Raw genomic sequence first — 22,999 nt, forward strand, 5'->3', positions numbered from 1 at the left:
AAAAAATACACTCCACTGCATCCAGCTTAAATTATAAGTTGTCATATTCAGGTGATTAGATTTGTTGGGGGCAAATTTTTTAGTGAATATTTGAGTGATACAATGAAGCATACTTAGTTTTTATTATTTCTTAGGCGGACTTTTTTTATCAAATATACCGCTGAATAAGCCTTTGCTTATTTTGTTTTTGTCATCTTTTCCGGTTGCGATCAAATGATCGATATATTCCATATACGTTTTCTTGCGTTCTTCTAAAAAACCAACCAGATATTCTTCAGAAGCTATAATGCCGCTTGCTTCTTCTATTTGCAGCAGTTTTTTGTATAAAGGCTCAATAAACTTTGTGATAATAGGTTCCGGAACTGATTTTCTGGTTCCGAAATACCCAACTATGTCGCCATCTCCGCTCGTATCGGCTATAATTTTAAAATCGGTTACAACCCAGTAATAACGTCCGGTTTTGGCCATGTTTTTTATAATGACATGAATATTCTCGCTGGATTTGATACTGTCCCACAAAAACTTGAAAATCACTTTTGGCATATCAGGATGCCTCACAATATTGTGAGGCTGTCCAATAAGTTCAAATTCATCGTATCCGGAAACATCTATAAAATCTTCATTGGCATACAGAATTGTTCCGTTTTTGTCTGTTTTACTAAGTAATACTTTATTTTTATTCCAGTCTACTTCTCGGTCTGAGGGAGTTGGGCGGGTAAATCTGGTATCCATAAATTTTCTATTAAAAATTAATAAATAATGGTAAGGCTGCGTGTAAAAATGTTTTTTTTGGAAGTTGGATTTTTACTGTTTAATTTCTTGTATTAGTCGATTTTACGTGAATATCATTCACTAAATCATCTATTTTCTTTGCGCTTTCTCTCATCATATCCAGATAAGTCAGAAGCTTGTCGTTGTCCGTATGCCCCTTAGAAACATCTATTAATTTTAAAACTGAATTTACCGGAAGTTTTAAATCTAAAGTCGTTCTGTGAATGAAGTCATTATACTCTTTTGTAGCCGACATTGAGCTGAATTTAGCCGAAGCCAGTTTCATGTTTTCTAGTTCATATTCATCCGAAATTTTAGAAATATGATTGTGGCTGTGCTCTTTAAAATAATATGCCCAATAGCCATTCATAAAAAATACAACTGCCGCCAGAACCGTATGAATAATAAGTGTTTCTAAATCAAAATTTACCTGAGAAAAATAAACCTGAAGACCATTTGCATCATTATAAACGAAATTTTGCAAATAAGCCAGACCAGCGTGATGAAGCACGACTAAAATTGTTAAAGGAATCTGCAGTTTCCAGTTTTGATAGATAATTAAAATAGTGCTGGCAATGAAAACCGTAAAATGCATTTCGAACAAACCATGCATTTGATAAATGTACTGCGCCATAAAAATCGCCAGTACAACCGACAAAACATACTGATAGAATTTAGAATTCTTCACAAAAAACTTTGCCGAATAATACGCCAACAGGTTCAGCGTTCCTACTCCTACTCCAATTTCGAAGGTATCGTATTTAAACGACAATCCGATCCCGAGAAGAAAATAAACGGCTAGAACATAATTAATAATCGTATCTGATTTTTGTGTCATAGTAGACATAAAACTGTGCAGATAATCTTGCTCATTTAAACTGGCTTTTGTTTTCATAGGTAAAAAAATTAAGTTAATGATAGATTTATTTAGTGCAATTTGGTAACGAACATCCGTAAGCTCTTAGAGCTAAAGCATTAAATGAGGGCGAATTATTTTGTTTTAACAGCGAGTCAATCGCCATTTGGGCGTAATTACTATCAGCATCTGTACAATATCTTGTTTTGTTGTAATTACCACGGTAATATAAATTATGCGAAGGATCTAAAAGAACGGCCTGCGGCGTCGAAATTACACCGCATTTTTTGGCAATTCCTTCATCAAAATAAACAGGAATTTCGGCGCCAAATTTCTTTTGGATTTCTGCTATAGAAAATGTCTTGTGTTTGTTTAAGACTACAATTTTAAAATTTATTTGATCTCCGTACTTTCTAATTAATTCGCTTACATGCGGTACATTGAATCGCGAACATGGACAATCCGGATTGAAGAAATGGAAGAAAACTGGCTTATTATCAAAAGCACAGCATTGAGACAAGTCTATTTTTGTTCCCATGGCTATACTATGATAGTTTTTAGGAATGGGGGTTGGCAGACTGTATTTAAATTCGTTCTGCCAAAAAAGAAAGCTTATTGAAGCCAATAATAAGGTAAACCATAAACATAGGAGTATTTTTTTCTTCATATAACATTTTTATTAATTAAGAACAGAAATTATAAACACTTGTTAACACAATTATCAATCAAATTCTTTAAAAAACGCAAAAAACTACACCAAGCCTACTATTTTAACAATTATTTTAAGAGTATTCTTCAATAAATACTAGCTAAACCATCATTTTGTTTAACATATCAATAATACAAATTAAATCGATAAACTGCAAAGAAAATCGGACAAAAACAAAAAATTTTACTAAAGTTTAGTAACCACAAGCTTTCGTATGGATTTATTCTAAAAAATGAAATAATTTTAATAAAGTAAAAACCAGTATCTACCTGATTTAAAACCAAATACCTTTCACCAAAAGAAAATAATCAAAAAAAAACAGTTTTATTTTTAAACCTTTTATCGAAAGTATAATCTAACAGCAAACTTTTTACGACTATGCACTGCTAAATACATGTTGAAATTATTGTGATCCAAATGTTAAATAAAAGCTAACGTCTTTCGGTTTCGGCACAAAAAGTTAAATTTGCTAGCTGCTAAAAACATACACCAAAATACACATTCACCTACATTTTATGAAATTAAAACATCTAATCTACGCCTTAATAATCATCATTTTAGGAGGATTTATCACTTATAGGATAATATCTAATAAAGGTAAAAACGACGAATCTAAAAAATTTGGCGACAAAGACGCACCAACAACTGTATCCGGAATTGTCGTAAAAACTTCGACATTTGATAATAATTTGTCGTTATCAGGTTCTATCGAAGCCAATGAACAAATTGAAATTCACAGTGAAGTTTCGGGCATTGTAGAAGGGATTTATTTTAATGAAGGAACTTATGTGAATAAAGGTCAGGTGCTTTTTAAAGTAAACGACATCGAACTTAAAGCACAATTGAGACAAGCCGTAACCAGAGAAGGTTTAGCTGCAGAAAACGAAAGAAGAGCCAAATTATTACTTCAAAAAGAGGCTATCAGTCAGGAAGAAGCAGATGTTGCAAGAGCAGATCACGCTTCGGCGCAAGCCCAAACTCAATTAATTAGAGCGCAAATTTCTAAAACATCCGTAAAAGCTCCTTTTTCAGGAAAAATAGGATTACGTTCTATTTCTCCGGGAACTTACATCACGCCAACTGTTTTAGTAGCAAAACTGGTTAATACAGGAAAATTAAAAATTACATTCTCAATTCCGGAGAAATATGCTTCACAGGTACAATCAGGATCTGTGATCGATTTTACCGTTTCCGGTTCAACAAAAACTTATTCAGCAAAAATATACGCCATTGAGCCAGAAATAGCAGTTGCAACCCGTACACTGCAAATTCGCGCCATTGCCGATAATACCGATGGTAAACTTTTCCCTGGAACTTTTGCCGACGTCAAATTGCCATTAAATATTATTAAAGACGCTATAGTGGTTCCTTCTCAGGCTATCATACCGATACAAGACGGTAAAAAAGTTTTTATTGCCGATATGGGAAAAGCAAAAGAAGTTATGGTTGATGCTACAACAAGAACCGACTCTTCTATTTTGATTTTATCAGGATTAAAAGCCGGAGATACTTTAATTACAAGCGGTGTCATGTCATTAAAAAACGAAGCACCAATTAAAGTTAAGGTAAAATAGTCGTAAAGTCAAAAGTCTTAAAGACTTGAATATAGATTTGAAGATAGCAGTAAGATTTAGCGATAAATCTGAAATCTAAAATCAACAATCTAAAATTTAAAATCACACATGAGTTTATCAACTACAAGTATAAAAAGACCTGTTTTAACCATTGTACTGAATTTATTAATCATATTATTCGGTTTTATTGGTTATACTTTTTTGGGCGTGCGAGAATTTCCTTCGATCGATCCTGCACAGGTTTCTATTCGAACAAACTATACCGGAGCCAATTCTGATATTATCGAATCGCAGATTACAGAACCTCTGGAAAAAGCCGTAAATGCAATTGACGGAATTAGAAACATCACTTCTTCGAGTAATCAGGGAAGCAGTAATATTACTATCGAGTTTAATCTGGATAAAGATTTAGAAGAAGCAGCAAACGACGTTCGTGACAAAGTTTCGCAAGCCATCAGGAGTTTACCGCAGGACATTGACGCACCGCCGGTTGTTTCTAAAGCAGATGCCGATAGTGACGCAATTATTTCGATGACCGTTCAAAGTGATACCCGAAACTCTTTAGAATTAAGTGATTATGCCGAGAATGTTATTTCGCAGCGATTGGAAACAATTCCGGGAGTAAGTGCAGTTCAAATTTGGGGACAAAAACGTTATGCCATGCGTCTATGGATCGATCCCGTAAAACTTACCGCTTACGGCTGTACAGTGGCCGAAGTCCGTGCTGCTTTAAATGCGCAAAATGTGGAACTTCCGTCAGGAAAACTAACTGGAAACAATACTGAATTAACGGTAAAAACAGTTGGAAACCTTTCTAAACCAGAAGAATTCAACAATATTATCATTCGTACCGATGGTGACAAAATCGTTCGTTTAAGCGATGTTGGAGGCGCCGAATTAGGACCGGAAAATCTGGAAACAAAATTAAGTCAGTCCGGACTTCCTTTAATTGGTTTGGCTATTGTGCCGATGCCTGGTGCCAATTACTTAGATATTTCGAAAGAATTCTACAAAAAATACGAAGCCTTAAAAAAGGATCTTCCAAAAGATATTAAACTGAATATCGCGCTTGATAATACCATATTCGTAAAAAAATCAGTACTTGAGGTTGCCGAAACTTTAGGGATTTCTATTGTTCTGGTAATCATTATTATTTATTTATTCTTTAGAGACTGGGCCATTGCTTTCAGACCTTTAATTGATATTCCGGTTTCGTTAATTGCTACTTTCTTTATCATGTGGCTTTTTGGGTTTTCTATTAATGTATTAACCTTATTAGCAATTGTTTTGGCAACCGGATTGGTTGTAGATGATGGAATTGTGGTAACCGAAAATATCTTTAAAAAGGTTGAAGAAGGAATGTCGCCAATTGAAGCTGCAATTAAAGGTTCAAATGAGATTTTCTATGCCGTAATTTCGATTTCAGTAACCTTGGCAGCGGTATTCTTACCTGTAATCTTCCTGGAAGGTTTCGTTGGCCGGCTATTTAGGGAATTTGGAGTCGTAATTGGAGCTGCCGTATTAATTTCGGCTTTTGTATCCTTGACATTAACACCAATGTTAAATGCTTATTTAATGAAAGGCGGCGAGCAGAAAAAATCTAAATTCTACATTAAAACAGAGCCATTTTTTGAAAAAATGAACAGCAGTTATGCCGAAGCGCTGACTAAATTCATGGATAGAAAATGGATTAGTTTCCCTATTTTAATTGCTTGTTTTGGATTGATTTATTTGTTTTTTACCATTCTTCCAAAAGAAACTGCTCCTTATGATGACAGAAGTTCTGTAACCATGCGTATGACAACTCCAGAAGGATCATCATACGAATATACAGATCGTTTTATGCAGGAAATCTCAAAGTTAATTGATGATTCTATTCCGGAGAAAAAAGTAAGTTTGGTTATTACCTCTCCAGGATTCAGCTCAAATTCAGTGAACAGCGGCTTGGTGAGACTTACTTTAAAAGATGTTGACGAAAGAAAAAAATCTCAAAAAGAAATTGCAGATAAATTAACCAAATGGACGAAGCAATATCCTAACGCCAAAACTTCGGTAACACAACAGCCTACAATTGCAGTAAACAGACGTGGCGGTTTACCGATTCAATACATTATTCAGGCTCCTAATTTTGATAAATTAAGAGAAAAAATCCCTGTTTTCATGAACGAAGTTGGTAAAAGTGATGTGTTTTCGACTACCGATGTGAATTTAAAATTCAATAAACCGGAAATTAACGTCAGCATTGACCGTGCGAAAGCCGAAAGTTTAGGAATTTCTATTATTGATATTGCACAGACTTTACAGCTTTCTTTAAGCGGACAGCGTTTTGGTTATTTCATTAAAAACGGAAAACAATATCAGGTTATTGGTCAGTTCGATCAAAAAGACAGATCGAAACCTTTAGATTTGACTTCGATGTTTGTAAAAAATAAACAAGGTCAATTAATCCAGATGGACAACGTTGTAAACGTGGCTGAGCAGAGTAATCCGCCGCAATTGTACCACAACAACCGTTATATGTCGGCTACAGTTTCTGCAGGTTTAGCACCGGGAAAAAGTATCAGCGACGGTATTCAGGAAATGGACAGAATTAAAGCTAAAGTGCTGGACGAAAGTTTTACAACCGATTTAAGTGGAGAATCCCGAGATTTTGTGGAAAGTTCTTCGAATACTTCTTTCGCTTTTGGACTGGCTTTATTATTAATCTTCCTGATTCTTGCGGCACAATTCGAGAGTTTTATCGATCCGTTTATTATCATTTTAACCGTACCAATGGCCGTTGCAGGAGCTTTATTCTCGCTTTGGTTATTCAATCAGACCTGGAACATTTTCAGCCAGATTGGAACCGTAATGCTTATTGGTCTGGTAACTAAAAATGGTATTTTGATTGTTGAATTTGCCAATCAGTTACGAGAACAGGGTAAATCCAAAATGGAAGCTATTCTCGAAGCTTCAGAGGCACGTTTGCGTCCAATTTTGATGACGAGTTTAGCCATTGCTTTAGGTGCATTGCCAATTGCAATGTCGCTTGGTGCTGCATCTACAAGTAGAATTGGTATGGGGGTTGTAATTGTGGGAGGAACTATTTTCTCTCTTGCACTGACTCTTTTTGTTATTCCGGCCATTTATTTTATGTGGTCAAGAGCCCGAAAACATTATCCGGAATTTGATCATATCGACGAATACGAAAAAGAAAGTAAATAAAAATTATTAGCCCTGAATTCACGAATTTTATCAAATAATTGGTGAATTCAAGGCAAAAGAAAAATAACATGAATAATAAAATTTTATTCCGCACTCTAATACTTCTTTTCTTCTGCATTTTCAAAGCAAATGCGCAAGAAGTTTTGACTATTGAAGAAGCGATGAAAATTGCTTTAGAGAATAATTTCGAAATTAAAATTGCCAAAAATAATTCGACAATAAGCGAAACAAACGTTACCGTAGGAAATGCTGGTATTCTGCCAACTGCAACAGCTAATATTGTAGATAACAACAGCGTTACCAACTCGACGCAGGTACGTCAGGACGGAACATCGACTACATTAAATAATGCCAAAAACAACAGTTTAACGTACGGAGTCAGCTTAGGCTGGACTGTTTTTGACGGAATGAGAATGTTTGCCAGATACGATCAGTTAAAAGAGCTTCAAAAATTAGGCGATGCTGAGCTGAAAAGAACCATTTTGGTTAAAATTGGTCAGGTAAATTCGGCTTATTATGATTTAGTGCAGCAACAGCATCAATTAGCGGCTTTAGATACTACAATTGTCATTTCTAAACAAAGGGTTCAATTAGCACAAAACCGTTTCACTATTGGTAAAGCTTCAAAATTAGAAGTTTTAAATGCGCAGGTTGATCTAAATACAGATCAGGTTACTTTATTAAGACAAAAAGAATCGTATGCCAATGCTAAAATAGTATTAAACCAATATTTAGCCCGTGATCCTAAAATTAACTTCACGGTAACTGATCTGGTTACAGTTGATAATAAATTGATTTTAGCCGATTTAATGGACTTGGCGCAAAAGCAAAATCCGGCTTTAGAATCGCAGATTATCAATAAACGTATTGCGGAATTACAGCTGAAACAAGTAAAAGCAAGCCGATACCCAACAGTAAATTTAACTTCAGGCTATAATTTCTCTGAAAGCCAGTCAAGTTTAGGATTTACAAGCGAAAACTCTTCAAAGGGTTTTACATACGGTTTTAATGCTTCTATGAATATTTTTGATGGATTTAATCAGCATCGAAATGAAAAGGTAGCGAAACTTCAAATTGAAAATTCTCAAATCGCAATCGAGCAGCAAAACATGATTTTGAATACGCAGTTAAGCACCGCATTTCAAACCTATTTAACCAATTTAGAATTAATTGATTTAGAAGAAGATAATGAAGCTATCGCCAAACAAAATCTTGATATAACGCTGGATAAATTTAGAATTGGAACCATTACAACGCTTGATTTTAGAACGGCTCAGCTCAATTATGTCAATGCAAAAGTACGTTACAGCAACGCACAATATGAGGCAAAATTATCTGAAATTGCACTTAAAGAATTAGCAGGAAATATTAATTTTTAAACTAAATTTGTTGTAAAACAAATTTAAATGATCACGTATAATACCAAAGATTGGTTTACTTTTATATTCCATTTTCATAAATCAGATACCGTTAGAAAATTATTTCCTGTAATGATTGCTATCGGAATTTATTCTGCTTTGGTTGGATATCTGGAACTTCATTATTTTAAAGTCAACAAAAACGATTACATACACAACATTCCTATCATGCACGGAATGCTTGGGTTTGTAATTTCGTTATTGCTTGTTTTTAGAACCAATACGGCTTATGACCGCTGGTGGGAAGGCCGTAAACTTTGGGGCGGTTTGGTAAACAACAGCCGTAATCTTGCTATTAAACTTTCGGCTATTTTAAAAGACGAAAACGATCGAAATTTCTTTAGAAAATTTATCCCGTTATATGCTGATATTCTGCACAAACATTTAAAAGATGAAGAAACCAGCAAACAACTTTTTGAAGATGTCGATTTAGAACTTGATCATCATAAACACAAGCCTAATCAGCTAAAAAGAATCATGTATCATAAAATCAATGATTTGTATGATGCAAAAAAAATTACAGGAGAACAGCTTATTACTTTAAATGACGAATTAGTCGCTTTTACAGATATTTGCGGTGCCTGCGAGCGAATTAAAAACACGCCTATTCCCTACTCTTACAGCGCTTTTATCAAAAAGTTCATCTTTTTTTATACGATGACACTTCCGTTTGGATATTCTGTAAGTTTAGGATATTTGGTTGCGCCTGTTGTGGTTTTCATCTTTTATGTTTTGGCAAGTTTAGAGCTTATTGCCGAAGAAATTGAAGATCCGTTTGGAGACGATGAAAACGATCTTCCAACTAAAAAAATTTCGGAAAATATCAAGAAACATGTCGAAGAACTGATTTAATAAAACGTTAAATCACAAATTGCTAAACATATTTTTATTAAATTTAGAGTTTCCACTCAAAAATTTAATGGCAATGCAAAATCAACGTGTTTTAATAAATCCGCCTCATTTATCCAATGAAAAATCGCTTAAAACTCTCGTTGAAAACAGGAGCGTGTATACGCTTAATCAATGCGAATTAAATCTATTTGAAACCTACGAGTCTTCTAATCTTGTGCCGTTAAAATTCAATGATTTTGTGGTAACAAGCATGCTTCGTGGTAAAAAAATAATGCATCTTTTTGACGAACCCGGTTTTGATTATCTTCCGGGTGAAACGGTTGTAATTCCGTCGAATATCGAAATGAAAATTGATTTTCCGGAAGCTTCTAAACTAAATCCTACTCAATGTCTGGCTTTAGCAATTGATAATTCTAAAATCAACGAAACCTTAAACTTCTTAAACGAACGTTATCCAAAAGAAGGCGACATAAACTGGCAGTTAAATTATCATAATTATTTCTTTTACAATAATGTAGATCTTGCTGCCACAATCAATAAATTGATAAAAGAATGCATGAGCACTTCTATTACAAAAGATGCTTTAGCCGATTTAACTTTACAAGAATTATTAATTAGAATTATACAGACTCAAACCGCAAAATCTATTGATGAAGGCATATCTATTCAGTCCAATAATCCCATTTTTGAAGTAACAGAATTCATCAAACACAATTTAAAAGAAAACATAAACCTAAAAAGTCTCAGCGAAAAAGCCTGCATGAGCACTACTTCATTCTATCGCTTCTTTAAAAGAGAATTAGGCATGAGTCCGATTGAGTATGTTTTAAGCGAAAAAATAAAACACGCCAAAAAACTGCTTAAAAACCCAGGAATCCAGATAAATGAAGTCTGTTACCTATCTGGTTTTGAAGATGCCAATTATTTCATCCGATTGTTTAAGAAACACGAGGGAATTACTCCGAAACAGTATCAGCTTTTATATGTTAATTAGTGAGGTTCTAAGGTACTGAGGAGCTAAGATTCTAAGGCTTTTTTTAAGGCTTTTCCGCAGGATTTGTCATTTCGACCGAAGGGAGAAATCACATTAGAAGCTCGACAAAGATTATCGACATACTATGCGGAGTTTCGTGTGCGATTTCTCGTTCCTCGAAATGACAAACGCTGCAGAAAAACCTCTGTCTCTTTGTCGCTCTGCCCCTCTGAACCTAAAAAACTCAGCCCCTTAGTATCTTAGAAACTTAGAAGCTTAAAGAAAAACCTTCACCTCCTCCAAATCCTTTTCCTCATCTTCAGTAAAAATTCGGTATTCAATTTGGAAAGTCTTTTTTAAAGGTGTTTCTAGAGAAAAACCACCTACGCCAAAAGCATCAATAACTTTGAGCGTAAAATGAGCATGTTTCCAATATTCGAATAAATCTTTATCGACCCAAAATTCGGTATCTTCAATCGTTCCAATACAAACGTCACCCATTCTCTGGTAATAACCGCCTTTTTCAAAACACTGCGGCTGTGTTCCTTCGCAGCATCCGCCAGCTTGATAAAACATCAAATCGCCATGTTTTTCTTTTAGAACATGGATTAATTCAATAGCCTCCTTTGTTGCATCTAATCTTTTTACCATGACGCTGTTAATTTAAAAAAGCAGTAAATTCATTCTCATAAATTTACTGCTTTTTAGTTTATAATTAAGCATTTGCAATATCAAGAACGACTCGTCCTTCGATCTGCCCTTTTTTCATCTGATCAAAAACCTCATTTATGTTTTCTAGTTTTGCCGGATTAACCGTGGCTTTTACTTTTCCTTCGGTAGCAAACTCGATGGCTTCTTTCATGTCTTTACGCGTTCCTACAATCGAACCGCGAATTGTAATTCGGTTTAAAACAGTATCAAAAATTGATAAATCAAAATTACCTGGAGGAAGTCCGTTTAATGCCATTGTACCTTTTCTCCTTAATGTTTCAAGACCCTGTTTGAAGGCTATAGGAGAAACTGCGGTTACCAATGCCCCATGCATTCCACCAACTTCTTTCTTTAAGAATTCTCCAGGATTTTGATTTTTTGCATTCACCACTAAATCGGCGCCTAGTTTTTTCGCTAAATTCAATTTTTCATCGGCAACATCAATAGCTGCGACATGCATTCCCATTGCTTTTGCATATTGCACGGCAACGTGTCCTAAACCTCCAATACCGGAAATTGCAACCCATTCTCCCGGTTTCACTTCTGTCTCTTTAAGCCCTTTGTAAACGGTAACACCTGCACAAAGAATTGGAGCCATTTCCATGAAATTCACATTCGAAGGTAAAATTCCAACATAACGTGCATCTGCAATTACAAATTCGGCAAAACCACCATCAACACTATAACCGCCATTTTGCTGACTGTCGCATAACGTTTCCCAGCCTGTAATACATTGATCACAGCCTCCGCATGCACTGTAAAGCCAAGGCACACCAACGGCATCACCTTCTTTTACATTTTTAACATCCTGTCCCACGGCGGCCACATAACCTACCGCTTCGTGTCCCGGAATCAATGGCATTTTAGGTTTTACCGGCCAATCGCCTTCAACAGCATGTAAATCAGTATGGCAAACACCACTTGCAATTACTTTTACAAGAATTTCATTTCTGCCTGGCCTTTTTACTTCAACTTCTTCAATTTTTAAAAGAGAACCAAATTCTCTAATAACAGCAGCTTTCATCGTTTTTGGTAACATAACAAAGAATGATTTAGCGAGCATAATAAGCTTACTAAAACTCATTATGCCCAGGTTTATATTTAATAGGGATATTACTTTTCTAGAAGAAACCCAGTTTCTTTTTATCGTAAGAAATCAACATGTTTTTGGTCTGGCGGTATTGTCCTAACATCATTTTGTGGTTTTCACGCCCAATTCCGGATTGTTTATAACCTCCAAATGGCGCACCTGCAGGATAAGAATGGTATTGGTTTATCCAGACACGACCGGATTGAATTGCTCTTGGAACCTGATAAATTTCGTGTGCATCACGCGTCCAGACTCCGGCACCTAAACCATACATGGTATCGTTGGCAATTTCAATAGCTTCTTCGGTGGTTTTAAAAGTCGTAACAGCCAAAACAGGCCCGAAGATTTCCTCTTGAAAAATTCTCATTTTGTTGTGCCCCTTAAACAAAGTCGGTTTAATATAATAACCGCCTTCAAGATCTCCGCCCAGATGATTTTCATCTCCTCCGGTCAGCAATTCTGCACCTTCTTCTTTTCCTAATTTAATATAGGACATGATTTTTTCTTTTTGAACCAGCGAAGTCTGCGCGCCAATCATAGTCGATTTGTCTAACGGATTTCCGGCAATAATGGCTTCTGTTCTTTCGATTACTTTAGCGATAAACTTGTCGTAAATATCTTCATGAATCAATAATCTTGACGGACAAGTACAAATTTCGCCTTGATTTAAAGCAAATAATACAGCGCCTTCAATTGCTTTATCGAAGAAATCATCGTCGTGATCTGCCACAGACGGGAAGAAAATATTCGGTGATTTTCCGCCTAATTCTAATGTTACCGGAATAATATTCTCAGTCGCATACTGCATGACCAAACGTCCTGTTGTAGTCGAACCTGTAAACGCGGCTTTAGCCACTTTCTTGTTTGTAACCAACGGACGCCCAAGTTCAGCACCAAAGCCGTTTACAATGTTTAAAACTCCCGGAGGAAGAATATCTCCTATTAATTCCATTAAAACCATTATCGAAATTGGCGTACTTTCGGCCGGTTTTAAAACGATGGTGTTTCCTGCTGCAAGAGCCGGAGCGATTTTCCAAACTGCCATCAGAATTGGAAAATTCCACGGAATAATCTGCGCTACAACACCTAATGGTTCGCTTAATGCAATTGTAACCGTTTGCGAATCAAGCTCGGCAATAGAACTTTCTTCGGCACGAATTACACCTGCAAAATATCTGAAATGATCAATGGCAAGCGGAATATCGGCTGCCAATGTTTCGCGTATTGGTTTTCCGTTATCGATCGTTTCTACGGTTGCGATATACTCCAGATTGTCTTCCATTTTCTGGGCAATCTTATTCAGTATAATACTTCTTTCTGTTACTGATGTTTTTCCCCATGTTTTAAAGGCTTCATGGGCTGCATCAACAGCTTTTTCAAGGTCTTCTTTTCTGGAATGAGCTGCTTTTGTAAATACTTTTCCATCTATTGGAGAAAGTACATCAAAATACTCCCCGCTTACTGGTGCCGTAAACTTTCCGTTAATATAATTGTCGTATTTTGCCTTGAAATCTGGTCTTTGTGTGGTCGTGCTCATAATTAGTAAATTTTTGGATTCATCCAAATTTACCTTCATAATCTGAAACAGAATAGCACTTTTCGTTCATCTAATAGCACAAAATTTACACAATTGCTTTTATAAGTTTATTTTAATGCTTTTTTATTAAAATATTAGTATTAAAAATAGAAAAAAGTTATTCTTGTAAGCTTTTTCAGCAATTAAATACAATGAGAAAAAACCAAATAATTTCTTTCTTACTACAATTCTCAATCCTTATATTTGTATCCTCATAAAAAGAATAAAACTAAAATGAAAATATCTTACAACTGGTTAAAACAATTCATTAAAACCGATTGGACATCCGAACAAACCTCAGAATTATTGACAGATTTAGGTCTTGAAGTTGAAGTTGTCGAGAAATATCAATCTATTAAAGGCGGATTAGAAGGGGTTGTTGTAGGACATGTACTTACTTGCGAAAAACACCCTGATGCCGACAGATTAAATGTTACTACCGTAAATATTGGTTTAGAAGCTCCTATACAAATTGTATGCGGTGCTGCAAACGTTGCTGCGGGACAAAAGGTTCCGGTTGCCACTATTGGAACTGTTTTATATGATAAAGATGGTGCTGAATTTACTATTAAAAAAGGTAAAATCCGCGGACAGGAAAGCCATGGTATGATCTGTGCCGAGGATGAATTAGGTCTTGGAACAGGCCACGACGGAATTATGGTTCTGGATGAAAATCTGGTTCCGGGAACTCCGGCTGCCGAAGTTTTTCAAATCACAAATGATGAAGTTTTCGAAATTGGATTGACACCTAACCGTGCCGATGCAATGAGCCATTTTGGAACTGCACGTGATTTAAGAGCCGGAATGCTGCAACGCGGTGTAAATATTGAATTGATTACACCATCTGTAAGTAATTTTAGAGTAGACATGCGTACGCTTAAAATTGATGTTAATGTTGAAGAACCAACTTTAGCACCAAGATATTGCGGTGTAACCATTTCCGGAATTTCTGTTCAGGAATCTCCTGCCTGGTTACAAGATCGTTTAAAAGCAATTGGTTTAACTCCAAAAAATAATATTGTTGACGTTACTAATTATGTTTTACATGAATTAGGACAGCCGCTTCATGCTTTTGATGCCGCAAAAATCAACGGAAAAGTAATTGTTAAAACATTACCTGCAGGAACTAAATTTACAACATTAGACGATGTTGAGAGAACGTTACATGCCGAAGATTTAATGATTTGCGACGAAAAAGGACCACTTTGTATTGCGGGTGTTTTTGGTGGAAAAAAATCTGGAGTTTCTGAAGGAACAACGACTATTTTCTTAGAAAGTGCTTATTTTGATGCTGTAAGCGTTCGTAAAACGGCTAAAAGACATCAATTGAATACGGATGCTTCTTTTAGATTTGAAAGAGGAATTGATCCAACGATTACAGAATATGCTTTAAAACGTGCAGCGCTTTTGATTCAGGAAGTGGCGGGCGGAAAAATTACTTCTGATGTAGTTGAAGTATATCCTAAAAAAGTAGAAGATTTCTCTGTTTTATTGAATTTCAGCCATGTTTCTAAAATCATCGGACAGGAAATCCCGAAAGATACGATCAAAAAAATATTGGTTTCTTTAGATATTAAAGTAAACAGCGTTTCAGATACTGGTTTAGGATTAACAATTCCTGCTTACCGTGTAGATGTACAGCGCGAAATTGATGTTATCGAAGAAATTCTAAGAGTTTATGGTTACAACAATATTGAGTTTTCTAAAAAATTCAATGCAACAGTCGCCAATTCTCCTAGAACAGAAGATTATAAAGTACAAAATGTTATCGCTTCTCAATTGAACTCGCAAGGGTTTCATGAAATGATGGCAAATTCTTTAACAACAGCCGCTTACGCTAAATTATCTACTGCGTTAAAAGAAGAGCACAACGTTACGATGTTAAATCCTTTAAGCAGTGATTTATCGACTATGCGTCAATCTTTATTGTTTTCTGCTTTAGAAGCAATTTCATATAATATCAACAGAAGAAATTCAGATTTAAAATTATTTGAATTCGGAAAATCCTATCATAAATACCTTAACGGTTACGAAGAACACAAACATTTGACTCTTTCTATTTCTGGAAACAGAAACAAAGAAAGCTGGACAAATCCGCAAAAAGGAACTGATTTCTTTTTATTAAAAGGATATGTAAAAGGTGTTTTAGCCCGTTTGGGAATTGAAAAAATTTCGAATGCTCCGGTTCAGTCTGATATTTTCTCAGAAGGAACTTCTATTTGCTACAACAATGATACATTAGTTGAAATGGGTGTGGTTAAAAAATCGATCTTAAAGCATTTCGGAATTAAACAAGATGTTTATTATGCTGATTTTAACTGGGATTTGGTTTTAAAAATCATTACCGGAAAAATTAAATATACTGAGATTCCTAAATATCCAGAAGTTCGTAGAGATTTAGCGTTATTAATCGACGATAAAGTAACTTACGAAAGTATCTTCAATTTGGCAAGACAAACTGAAAAAGCGCTTTTAAAAGACGTTAATTTATTTGATGTTTATCAGGGAAGCAAACTTCCGGAAGGAAAGAAATCGTATGCTTTAAGCTTTACCATTCAGGATAATACAAAAACGCTTACAGATGCTCAAATCGATAAAATCATGTCGAAATTACAGCAGACTTTTGAAACTGAATTGGGCGCAAGCTTAAGATAACGGTTATTTATATACATATTCAAACCCGACAGATTTTTAAAGCCTGTCGGGTTTTGTTTTGTTATACGTTTTTATTCTTATTTCAGGTTCCTTTGAACATAATTTTACCGCAAAGTTCGCAAAGAGTCCACGCAAAGATTCGCAAAGTTTTTTATAAGCTTTGTGTTCCCAGCGCGAAATCTTTGCGAACTTCGCGTTTAATTACCATTACAACAAACTTGAAACTTGAAACAAACAACTTCATTTAGAATATTTCAAATACGCACGCATTAACTTTTCGTCGTATTTATTGGTTTTGTAAATTGGGCCGTTGTATCGCAAGGCAAAAGCGGCCCAGTTTTTACTTCGCAGTGTTTCCAGCAGGTTATTCTTTTCTAAAAACATTCCAAAAGCTTTTAGATGTTCGCCTTCATTTTCGTTCATTTTAGCTACATATTCGCCTATACTTCCAAAACCAATGGGCACAGCATTGAATCCCATAATTTGAAAAAGTCCCCACGAAGCAGAGCAATTCGCGGCATCTCTAAAACTTTTATCTGCGCCTAAATTGGCCGCTTTTTCTAAACGATTGTATTCTTCGGCGCCGCCAACATAATATCTTCTATTAAAACTTTCAAATAAAATATTTTGGGTAGAAGCGTTAACATAGTTTCTTGGATTTATATTTCTTTTTTCGAGTTGTTTCCAAAAAATATGACCTTCGAACAGAATCTTTGGCCTTCCGTCAACCAAAAAACCTTTTCCGTTGCTTTCCACTTCATTGACCGCTTTTACAACGGCTAATTCCAGATTAAACTGATGCGAGAAATCGATCAGATTTTGCTCTGAAAGTAATTTTGAATTGGATGAAAATGAAGTTCGGTTTTTCTCCAAAAGTGCCGACCAGGTTTTTAACCCCACCACTCCATCTACGACCAGGTTATTTTTTAGCTGAAAATCCCTAATCGCTTTATCTGTCGCCACACCAAAATTATCCGAAACTATAACCGGATAACCTGATTTTGCTAAAAGCTCGTTTAAATAATAAACTTCGCTTGATTTTGTGCCTAATTTTATAGTTCTCATGACTTTTTGTTTATGATTATTTTTGCTGATGACAGGAAATCAAAAACTTCATTTCTGGTACTTGTCAGGTTATCATTTTTATCATAATAATTGACTTTATACGAAATCAAAGTATTACTGTTCAAGGTGTTTTTAACAATAAAATTGAACAGAACAGGAGTCGAAAATTCAGCTTTTAATCGTTCAAATAAAAATTTACTTCCGGTTTCCTGAACCGTTAATTCGATTGTGATTTTTGCCGTTGCAGCGCTTTGGCTTTTAATTTCAACCTGAATGTATCTGTTGTATGCCGTAGATTGCGACACTACCTGACTAAATTCTGAGCTTATATTTTCTATGTTTTCAAAATCAAAAAATACATTTTTCAGTTCGCCCGATGCTGTTGGATTAAGAGCGTTAAAATCTAAAAGTTTCGTATCACTGCTTACTAACTGCGGATAATTTTTAAAAAAAATACTGTTTAAATACGTTGCGTTTTGATTGTAAACCAATAAAATAGAATTGAGTTTGCAATTAGAAATAGACTGGTTGCTGATTTTGATTTGTTTGGCCTGATTGTCAATTAAAGCTTCGACGATTTCACCAACGGTTTCTTCGATATTCAATTCGATTACACTGGTATCTTTAATTTCTTTGTGTTTAAAATTGATGTTGGCGTATTGCGTAATCGTGTTGTTAAAAGCATTTATCATAATGCTGGCTTCAGACAAATTTTCTGTTGACAAATTAAATATAAAGTGCTTCCCATCTGATGTAACACTGGCTTGCTGCAGGAAATAATTCCCGTTTATATCATACTCTGCTTCAATATCATTAGGAAACAGAAATTGAACTTTATCAAAATAATCGCTCGTGTCTCCGTCTACAAAATTGTTTTGCAGTAAAGCAATTTTCAATTTCGCCAGATCATAATCTGAAAGATTTGGGCCAATGACAAACTGAAAACTGATTTTAGAAATTTCTTCAGATGTCCCGGCTCCTTCTTCATACGCATGAAAAATTGTGGTAACACAAGGCTTCATCGTATTTAAATCTTTTGATAAATTGTACACTTTAGAAATCAGTAAAAAGGTATTGGGCTGTACCATCGACTTATAAATCGAAAGTTTATTAAAATTATAACCGGAAACGAATATTTGCTTGAACTGCGAAAAATCTTCATTTAAATTGAAAGGATTGGTTATAAACGGACCATTAACATCCCGATACAAACTCGTTGCAAGGTTTGTTGGAGCTCCATATCCCAGTGTTTTATTTACTTTTAAGAGAAAAGTGCTTTTTACGTATTCCTCCTGATCATCAGCCTTAATATTATTATCACGCTGAATTTCGGATATCACGGCTTTTGGTGCAACTCTGGCTTCCATTGTCGATTTAACCATCAAAGGACTGCTTATAAGCATTGCTTTTGGCTGCAACGTCGATTTAGTAGTCAAATCCTTTTTCGTGAGATTCTGGCTTCTTAGGATAGAAATATCTCTCGCAAATAGAAAATTGCGTTTTAGTTTCGAATATCCTTTAAAATCAAAAAATAAATCGATATTGCATTTCATTTCATTAAAATTTGAAATAAGATTCAGAAAGGCAATTTTCACAGCTTCATCGATTAAATCAAACTGAATTTCTTGTGTAATTGTATTTATAACTCCGTTGATTTTTATGATATCGCGATTTACTTTTAAATTCAAAATTGCTTCTCTTAGGTTTAATGCAATACTTTTTTGGTTTGTTTGCAACGGCTTACTTTTTACGCTGTATTTAAGGGTTACTTTTCCCAGCAAACCACTTTTATTCCCTAGTTTATCTGTTACATTTTCATAATAAAAAACAGTTCCGTTATTGGGTTCTATATCAACTTGAGGAAAGAATAACGTGATTTCATTTTTAAAATAATCCTTAAAGGAAGCGTTCTCTGTAATGGCGTTATCATCTTCTATTAAAGGAAAATAGCTTTCAAATATTGGAAAACCTATAATTATAGGAGTTGGTTTTATTTCTATCGAATGAATTATAGGATGCTCTATAACTCTAAAATCAGTTTCTTTTTTAACCGCAGCTGCCGCTGAAAACGAAGTACTGGGTTTTGCAGGCTCAAGATTGAACCTGTTTACAGGAACCAATTTTGTTCCTTCGAGCTTAAAGGTATTTAAATCTGGCATGATGTTTAGGTTTAATGATTAGTGACTTTTGAGAAAACAAAAGGGACATGAAGTCCCTTTTGCAAAATGTCTCAGAAAAATTATTCCATAAATGGAGCTCTGATCTTTTCAATATCAGCATTTTGAGCTGCAGTTCCTGTTGGAATTTCGAATAAAACATCGCCTTCCAAATAATCGATTTTTATGTAATCTGTTGAGATTGAAACTTTTTTAGCTTTCTTACCAATTTTACCGCTGCAAGTATATTTTACTTTATACTCTGTTGGTTTAATGGCATAATCTAATTCATACCAGGCTCTGTACGGAATCGCATCTTCGAAATTATCAACGGTAAACTTGAATTTTTTAGACGACATTTTGTCGACTTTTAAAGTTACCTCCAACGTATCGCAATCGTAAAGTTCTTCTGTAGATAAGGTGTAATTGATCATGTTTTGAATTGGAAGCGGCACGAATATTTTAGTTCCTTCAAATTCAAACTCTCTTGTTGTGTCTTTCAACTTGATTCTCTTATCTTTTTCGTACATTACCTCTTGTCTTACTTTAATTTTAGTAGAACCGTTGTTTTTTACGAAATCAAATACAAAAGCATTTTTTTCTTTCGATTTATCGTTCCATGTTGCAGGAAAAATAGCATCGATTTCTTTACCAGATTTGCTGGTATTTTTCACATAAGGAGTTCCCTCTGGAGCGATCATTCTTCCAGAACTTTTCCAGATTAATTTGCCCTTAGAATCCGGATACCCTACTTCAATAGAAACCTGGCTTACCGGGCTATCATTCACAATATCACTGTCTTTGTCCAATTTAATTAAACCTCCGTTTAAAGAAGCAATTACCTGAACTTTTGAAAAATCTTCGTCTAACTGAATTTCAGTGATGTATTTTTTCAATTCGGTTTTTGCTTCCGGCCCAGATTTTAAAGTCAAAGGAGTTAAGTTCCCGCTGATTTTAGAATCTAAAACTTCGATGGCAGAGAATTTAATTTCATCTGTAAATTTTACTTCTCTAATCTGCGTTCCTGATTTTAAGCTTACGCCAACGCTTCCAATTCCGAAAAGGATTCTAAAAAATCCTCCTGGTTTTTCTGGAGTCGATGCTGGTGTAAATTGTTTTTCGGGCGCGTCAAAAATTTGTTTTTGCACCATTTGAAAAGCAAAATCTCTTTGTTTGGTAAAAAGCGCTTCTTCTACTTTTTTTCTTTCTTCGTTAGAGAATTGATTGTCAGTGATAATTTCGCTTACAATACCTCCCTGAGTCAGGATTTTCTCGTATTCGCTTTCCCAGTTAACATCAACAAAAGACCAGCTTACATTGGCTTTCGCCGAAAAATAAGTGTGTACTTTTTTTACATCGACAGTAGTTTTAATTGTAGTTGTGGGCATATAGCCTTTGTACTTAATGTTGTTTTCGACTACCAAATTATTGGCGCCGCTTTCGAGTGCATTTTTTACCAACGAAGCACTGTTGCGCCCCATAAGTACAGAAAGTGCATTATCGCCAAGGCCAAATGTAGTTCCTGCGCCTTCTCCCTGAATGTTGAAAGTCCACGGATTGGCACCTCCAAACGGATTATTTGGTGATTTTTCGCCCACAACATGCATGGCAATTTTGTTTTCTGTCAATTGAATTGGACGCACGTTTGTTTCATTAAAATCTCTATCGACTCCTTTTAAAAAAGAGAACAAACCAAACAATTTTGATTGTCTCTGATTGTTGTAATTAGTGTGCAGCGTCGTTTTTAATTTATCAATCGCTTTTTTCAATAAAGCTTCCGGCAAATCGATCGTACTAGTTAAGGTAGTATAAGCTCCGGCTTCTTCTTCCAAGCCTTCTGCTCCAATTACGGTAGACGAATCTCCTTCTGATTTAAATACCTGCATTGCAAATTTGAATCTTCCGTCAGGATGTTTTGCCAGTCTTGGGGCTTTTGGATAGTAGTAAAACTGCATTGGTAATCCGGCATCTCTTAACAACATATTGTTAGGATCTGGCGAAAAAAGTACTGCATAATCTGCTCCATCTTCTTTCTCTAAAAGAATTTCTACTGTTCCGGCTCCTGCGTGAGGATAACCTAGGGGTGTTGGTTGTGACATAATTTAAAAAATTTAGTTATTACTTATTAATGGTTACTCATTTTGAGCGCCGCTTTTAATGCATAAAATCGACGATGTAAAATTGTTTCATTATAAAATATTATGAAACAGCACTTTAACCCATTTTTTTAAATAATTTTACCCAACTAAAAAAGGGTATATTTCCCCTTGTGGTGTTTTTAGGTTTGAAATAATTTTGTCCAGGCAACAATTAAAAAATGCTATGAACTAACCAGTAAACCAATTAAATTCTAAATAATTATGAAAAATCCACCCGCAAAACCTAGTCAGTTAATAACTAAAGAATTTGCAAAGCAGTTAAATGTTAATTACAACAGTAAAAAAGCAGCATCCTTAACAACAGGAAAGGCCGCTAAAAAGGAAGATGCAAATGCAATATGGTATTCGCTTGAAGCATTAGAAAGTTATATCTATTACATTAAAACTAATGGTGCAAAAGACGGATATAATGTAGACGGAATACGTTTTTATTTTGGTGTATATCCAGACGATGAAAAACACGGCGAAAAAGCCGGATTAACAACCCTATTCTTGGTTCCTACCGGAAAAAAAATCGAAAATAATACCGCAAAAATTCAAGGTTTTACTATGCTTCAGGAGGCACAGTCATCAGACATTCAAAGTCTTGAACCAATGAATTACGGAAACATCGGTAGACCGCCAAGTTTAATATATTAATTTAAATTATGTTTGAATTTTTAAGATCTTATATCATTTATTTAGCTTTATTATCAGGCTGCATCGGATTAATTTCGATGCATAAACTGCCTGGTAAGAAAGCTAAATTTTTAGTAATTTTAATCTGGTTTTCTGTAGCAATAGAATTAGTAGGATACTATTTTACCTATTGGACGGGCTTATTAAATTATTATGTATATAATTTTTATATGTTCGTTAGCTTTTCAGCCTATATACTACTTCTGCGCAGTCTTCTGTTAAAAATAAATTACAGAATGACCGCTGTTTATTTTTTGATTCTATTTGTTGTTTCTTTCTTTTTAAATATTATGTATTTTAAAGAAGATGCAAATCGTTCCTTTACATACAGTTTTGCTATTGGAGTACTTCTGGTATTAATATTATCGTGCTTATATTTGGTAGAGATTTTTAATTCAGACAAAATTTTAAATTTTAAACGATCTGTTTTTTTCTGGTACATTATGGGAATATTGGTTTTCCATGTTCCTTTTACGCCCTTTATGCTGGCTATCAATTGGTTTCTTATTAAACAAGACGATTCCGTTTTCAGCCTGGTATTATTCATATTAA

The 22,999-nt window shown here is 35.0% G+C and carries 17 protein-coding genes; 7 read left to right on the forward strand and 10 right to left on the reverse strand.

Annotated elements, in window-relative coordinates; genetic code table 11:
• Nucleotides 1-123 precede the first annotated feature (123 nt).
• The 3 genes from AC1RRQ_RS10750 to AC1RRQ_RS10760 form a co-directional block, all read right to left on the reverse strand.
• A complete protein-coding gene (locus tag AC1RRQ_RS10750; RefSeq protein ID WP_493023021.1) occupies nucleotides 124-732 on the reverse strand; it encodes a PAS domain-containing protein in 609 nt (202 codons plus the stop codon).
• A gap of 79 nt (nucleotides 733-811) precedes the next feature.
• Nucleotides 812-1,666: a hypothetical protein gene (locus AC1RRQ_RS10755; RefSeq protein WP_493023022.1), complete on the reverse strand. Its 855-nt coding sequence runs from the start codon at nucleotides 1,664-1,666 to the stop codon at nucleotides 812-814.
• Between the two features lie 28 nt (nucleotides 1,667-1,694).
• Nucleotides 1,695-2,294 (reverse strand): peroxiredoxin family protein, encoded by a 600-nt coding sequence (locus AC1RRQ_RS10760; RefSeq protein ID WP_493023023.1) that lies wholly within the window; start codon nucleotides 2,292-2,294, stop codon nucleotides 1,695-1,697.
• A gap of 557 nt (nucleotides 2,295-2,851) precedes the next feature.
• Between AC1RRQ_RS10760 and AC1RRQ_RS10765 the strand changes: the two genes are divergently transcribed.
• From AC1RRQ_RS10765 to AC1RRQ_RS10785, 5 genes are all read left to right on the forward strand, one after another.
• Nucleotides 2,852-3,910 (forward strand): efflux RND transporter periplasmic adaptor subunit, encoded by a 1,059-nt coding sequence (locus tag AC1RRQ_RS10765; RefSeq protein ID WP_493023024.1) that lies wholly within the window; start codon nucleotides 2,852-2,854, stop codon nucleotides 3,908-3,910.
• A 108-nt stretch (nucleotides 3,911-4,018) separates the two neighbouring features.
• Nucleotides 4,019-7,114 carry an efflux RND transporter permease subunit gene (locus AC1RRQ_RS10770; RefSeq protein WP_493023025.1) on the forward strand — a complete coding sequence of 1,032 codons (3,096 nt, stop codon included), beginning with the start codon at nucleotides 4,019-4,021 and terminating at the stop codon, nucleotides 7,112-7,114.
• A 68-nt stretch (nucleotides 7,115-7,182) separates the two neighbouring features.
• A complete protein-coding gene (locus AC1RRQ_RS10775; protein ID WP_493023026.1) occupies nucleotides 7,183-8,493 on the forward strand; it encodes a TolC family protein in 1,311 nt (436 codons plus the stop codon).
• A gap of 27 nt (nucleotides 8,494-8,520) precedes the next feature.
• On the forward strand, nucleotides 8,521-9,384 hold the full coding sequence (locus AC1RRQ_RS10780; RefSeq protein WP_493023027.1) for a bestrophin family protein: 864 nt from the start codon (nucleotides 8,521-8,523) through the stop codon (nucleotides 9,382-9,384).
• Between the two features lie 73 nt (nucleotides 9,385-9,457).
• A complete protein-coding gene (locus AC1RRQ_RS10785; protein ID WP_493023028.1) occupies nucleotides 9,458-10,378 on the forward strand; it encodes an AraC family transcriptional regulator in 921 nt (306 codons plus the stop codon).
• 255 nt (nucleotides 10,379-10,633) lie between these two features.
• On the opposite strand, the gene AC1RRQ_RS10790 is transcribed toward AC1RRQ_RS10785, so the two are convergent.
• The 3 genes from AC1RRQ_RS10790 to AC1RRQ_RS10800 form a co-directional block, all read right to left on the reverse strand.
• Nucleotides 10,634-11,008 (reverse strand): DUF779 domain-containing protein, encoded by a 375-nt coding sequence (locus AC1RRQ_RS10790; protein ID WP_493023029.1) that lies wholly within the window; start codon nucleotides 11,006-11,008, stop codon nucleotides 10,634-10,636.
• 64 nt (nucleotides 11,009-11,072) lie between these two features.
• Nucleotides 11,073-12,107, reverse strand: a complete 1,035-nt coding sequence (gene adhP, locus AC1RRQ_RS10795) for an alcohol dehydrogenase AdhP (protein WP_493023030.1) — start codon at nucleotides 12,105-12,107, stop codon at nucleotides 11,073-11,075.
• 82 nt (nucleotides 12,108-12,189) lie between these two features.
• On the reverse strand, nucleotides 12,190-13,695 hold the full coding sequence (locus AC1RRQ_RS10800; protein WP_493023031.1) for an aldehyde dehydrogenase family protein: 1,506 nt from the start codon (nucleotides 13,693-13,695) through the stop codon (nucleotides 12,190-12,192).
• A gap of 273 nt (nucleotides 13,696-13,968) precedes the next feature.
• Between AC1RRQ_RS10800 and pheT the strand changes: the two genes are divergently transcribed.
• Nucleotides 13,969-16,389 (forward strand): phenylalanine--tRNA ligase subunit beta, encoded by a 2,421-nt coding sequence (gene pheT / locus AC1RRQ_RS10805; protein ID WP_493023032.1) that lies wholly within the window; start codon nucleotides 13,969-13,971, stop codon nucleotides 16,387-16,389.
• Between the two features lie 240 nt (nucleotides 16,390-16,629).
• Here the strand turns inward: pheT and AC1RRQ_RS10810 are convergent, their stop codons facing one another.
• The 3 genes from AC1RRQ_RS10810 to AC1RRQ_RS10820 all read right to left on the reverse strand — a co-directional run bounded on the left by AC1RRQ_RS10810 (nucleotide 16,630) and on the right by AC1RRQ_RS10820 (nucleotide 21,709).
• Entirely contained in the window at nucleotides 16,630-17,454 is an 825-nt protein-coding gene (locus tag AC1RRQ_RS10810) for an N-acetylmuramidase domain-containing protein (protein ID WP_493023033.1), read from the reverse strand.
• Complete coding sequence (locus AC1RRQ_RS10815; protein ID WP_493023034.1) at nucleotides 17,451-19,613, reverse strand: hypothetical protein; 2,163 nt, start codon at nucleotides 19,611-19,613, stop codon at nucleotides 17,451-17,453. Before AC1RRQ_RS10815 ends, AC1RRQ_RS10810 begins: the two co-directional genes overlap by 4 nt.
• An 80-nt stretch (nucleotides 19,614-19,693) precedes the next feature.
• Nucleotides 19,694-21,709, reverse strand: coding sequence for a hypothetical protein (locus tag AC1RRQ_RS10820; protein ID WP_493023035.1), 2,016 nt, complete (start codon nucleotides 21,707-21,709; stop codon nucleotides 19,694-19,696).
• A gap of 261 nt (nucleotides 21,710-21,970) precedes the next feature.
• On the opposite strand from AC1RRQ_RS10820, the gene AC1RRQ_RS10825 reads away from it, so the two are divergent.
• Complete coding sequence (locus AC1RRQ_RS10825) at nucleotides 21,971-22,408, forward strand: hypothetical protein (RefSeq protein ID WP_493023036.1); 438 nt, start codon at nucleotides 21,971-21,973, stop codon at nucleotides 22,406-22,408.
• Between the two features lie 286 nt (nucleotides 22,409-22,694).
• On the opposite strand, the gene AC1RRQ_RS10830 is transcribed toward AC1RRQ_RS10825, so the two are convergent.
• Nucleotides 22,695-22,994 (reverse strand): hypothetical protein, encoded by a 300-nt coding sequence (locus tag AC1RRQ_RS10830; RefSeq protein WP_493023037.1) that lies wholly within the window; start codon nucleotides 22,992-22,994, stop codon nucleotides 22,695-22,697.
• Nucleotides 22,995-22,999: the final 5 nt, after the last annotated feature.

This window comes from Flavobacterium sp. GW821-FHT12A05 (genome assembly GCF_058807735.1).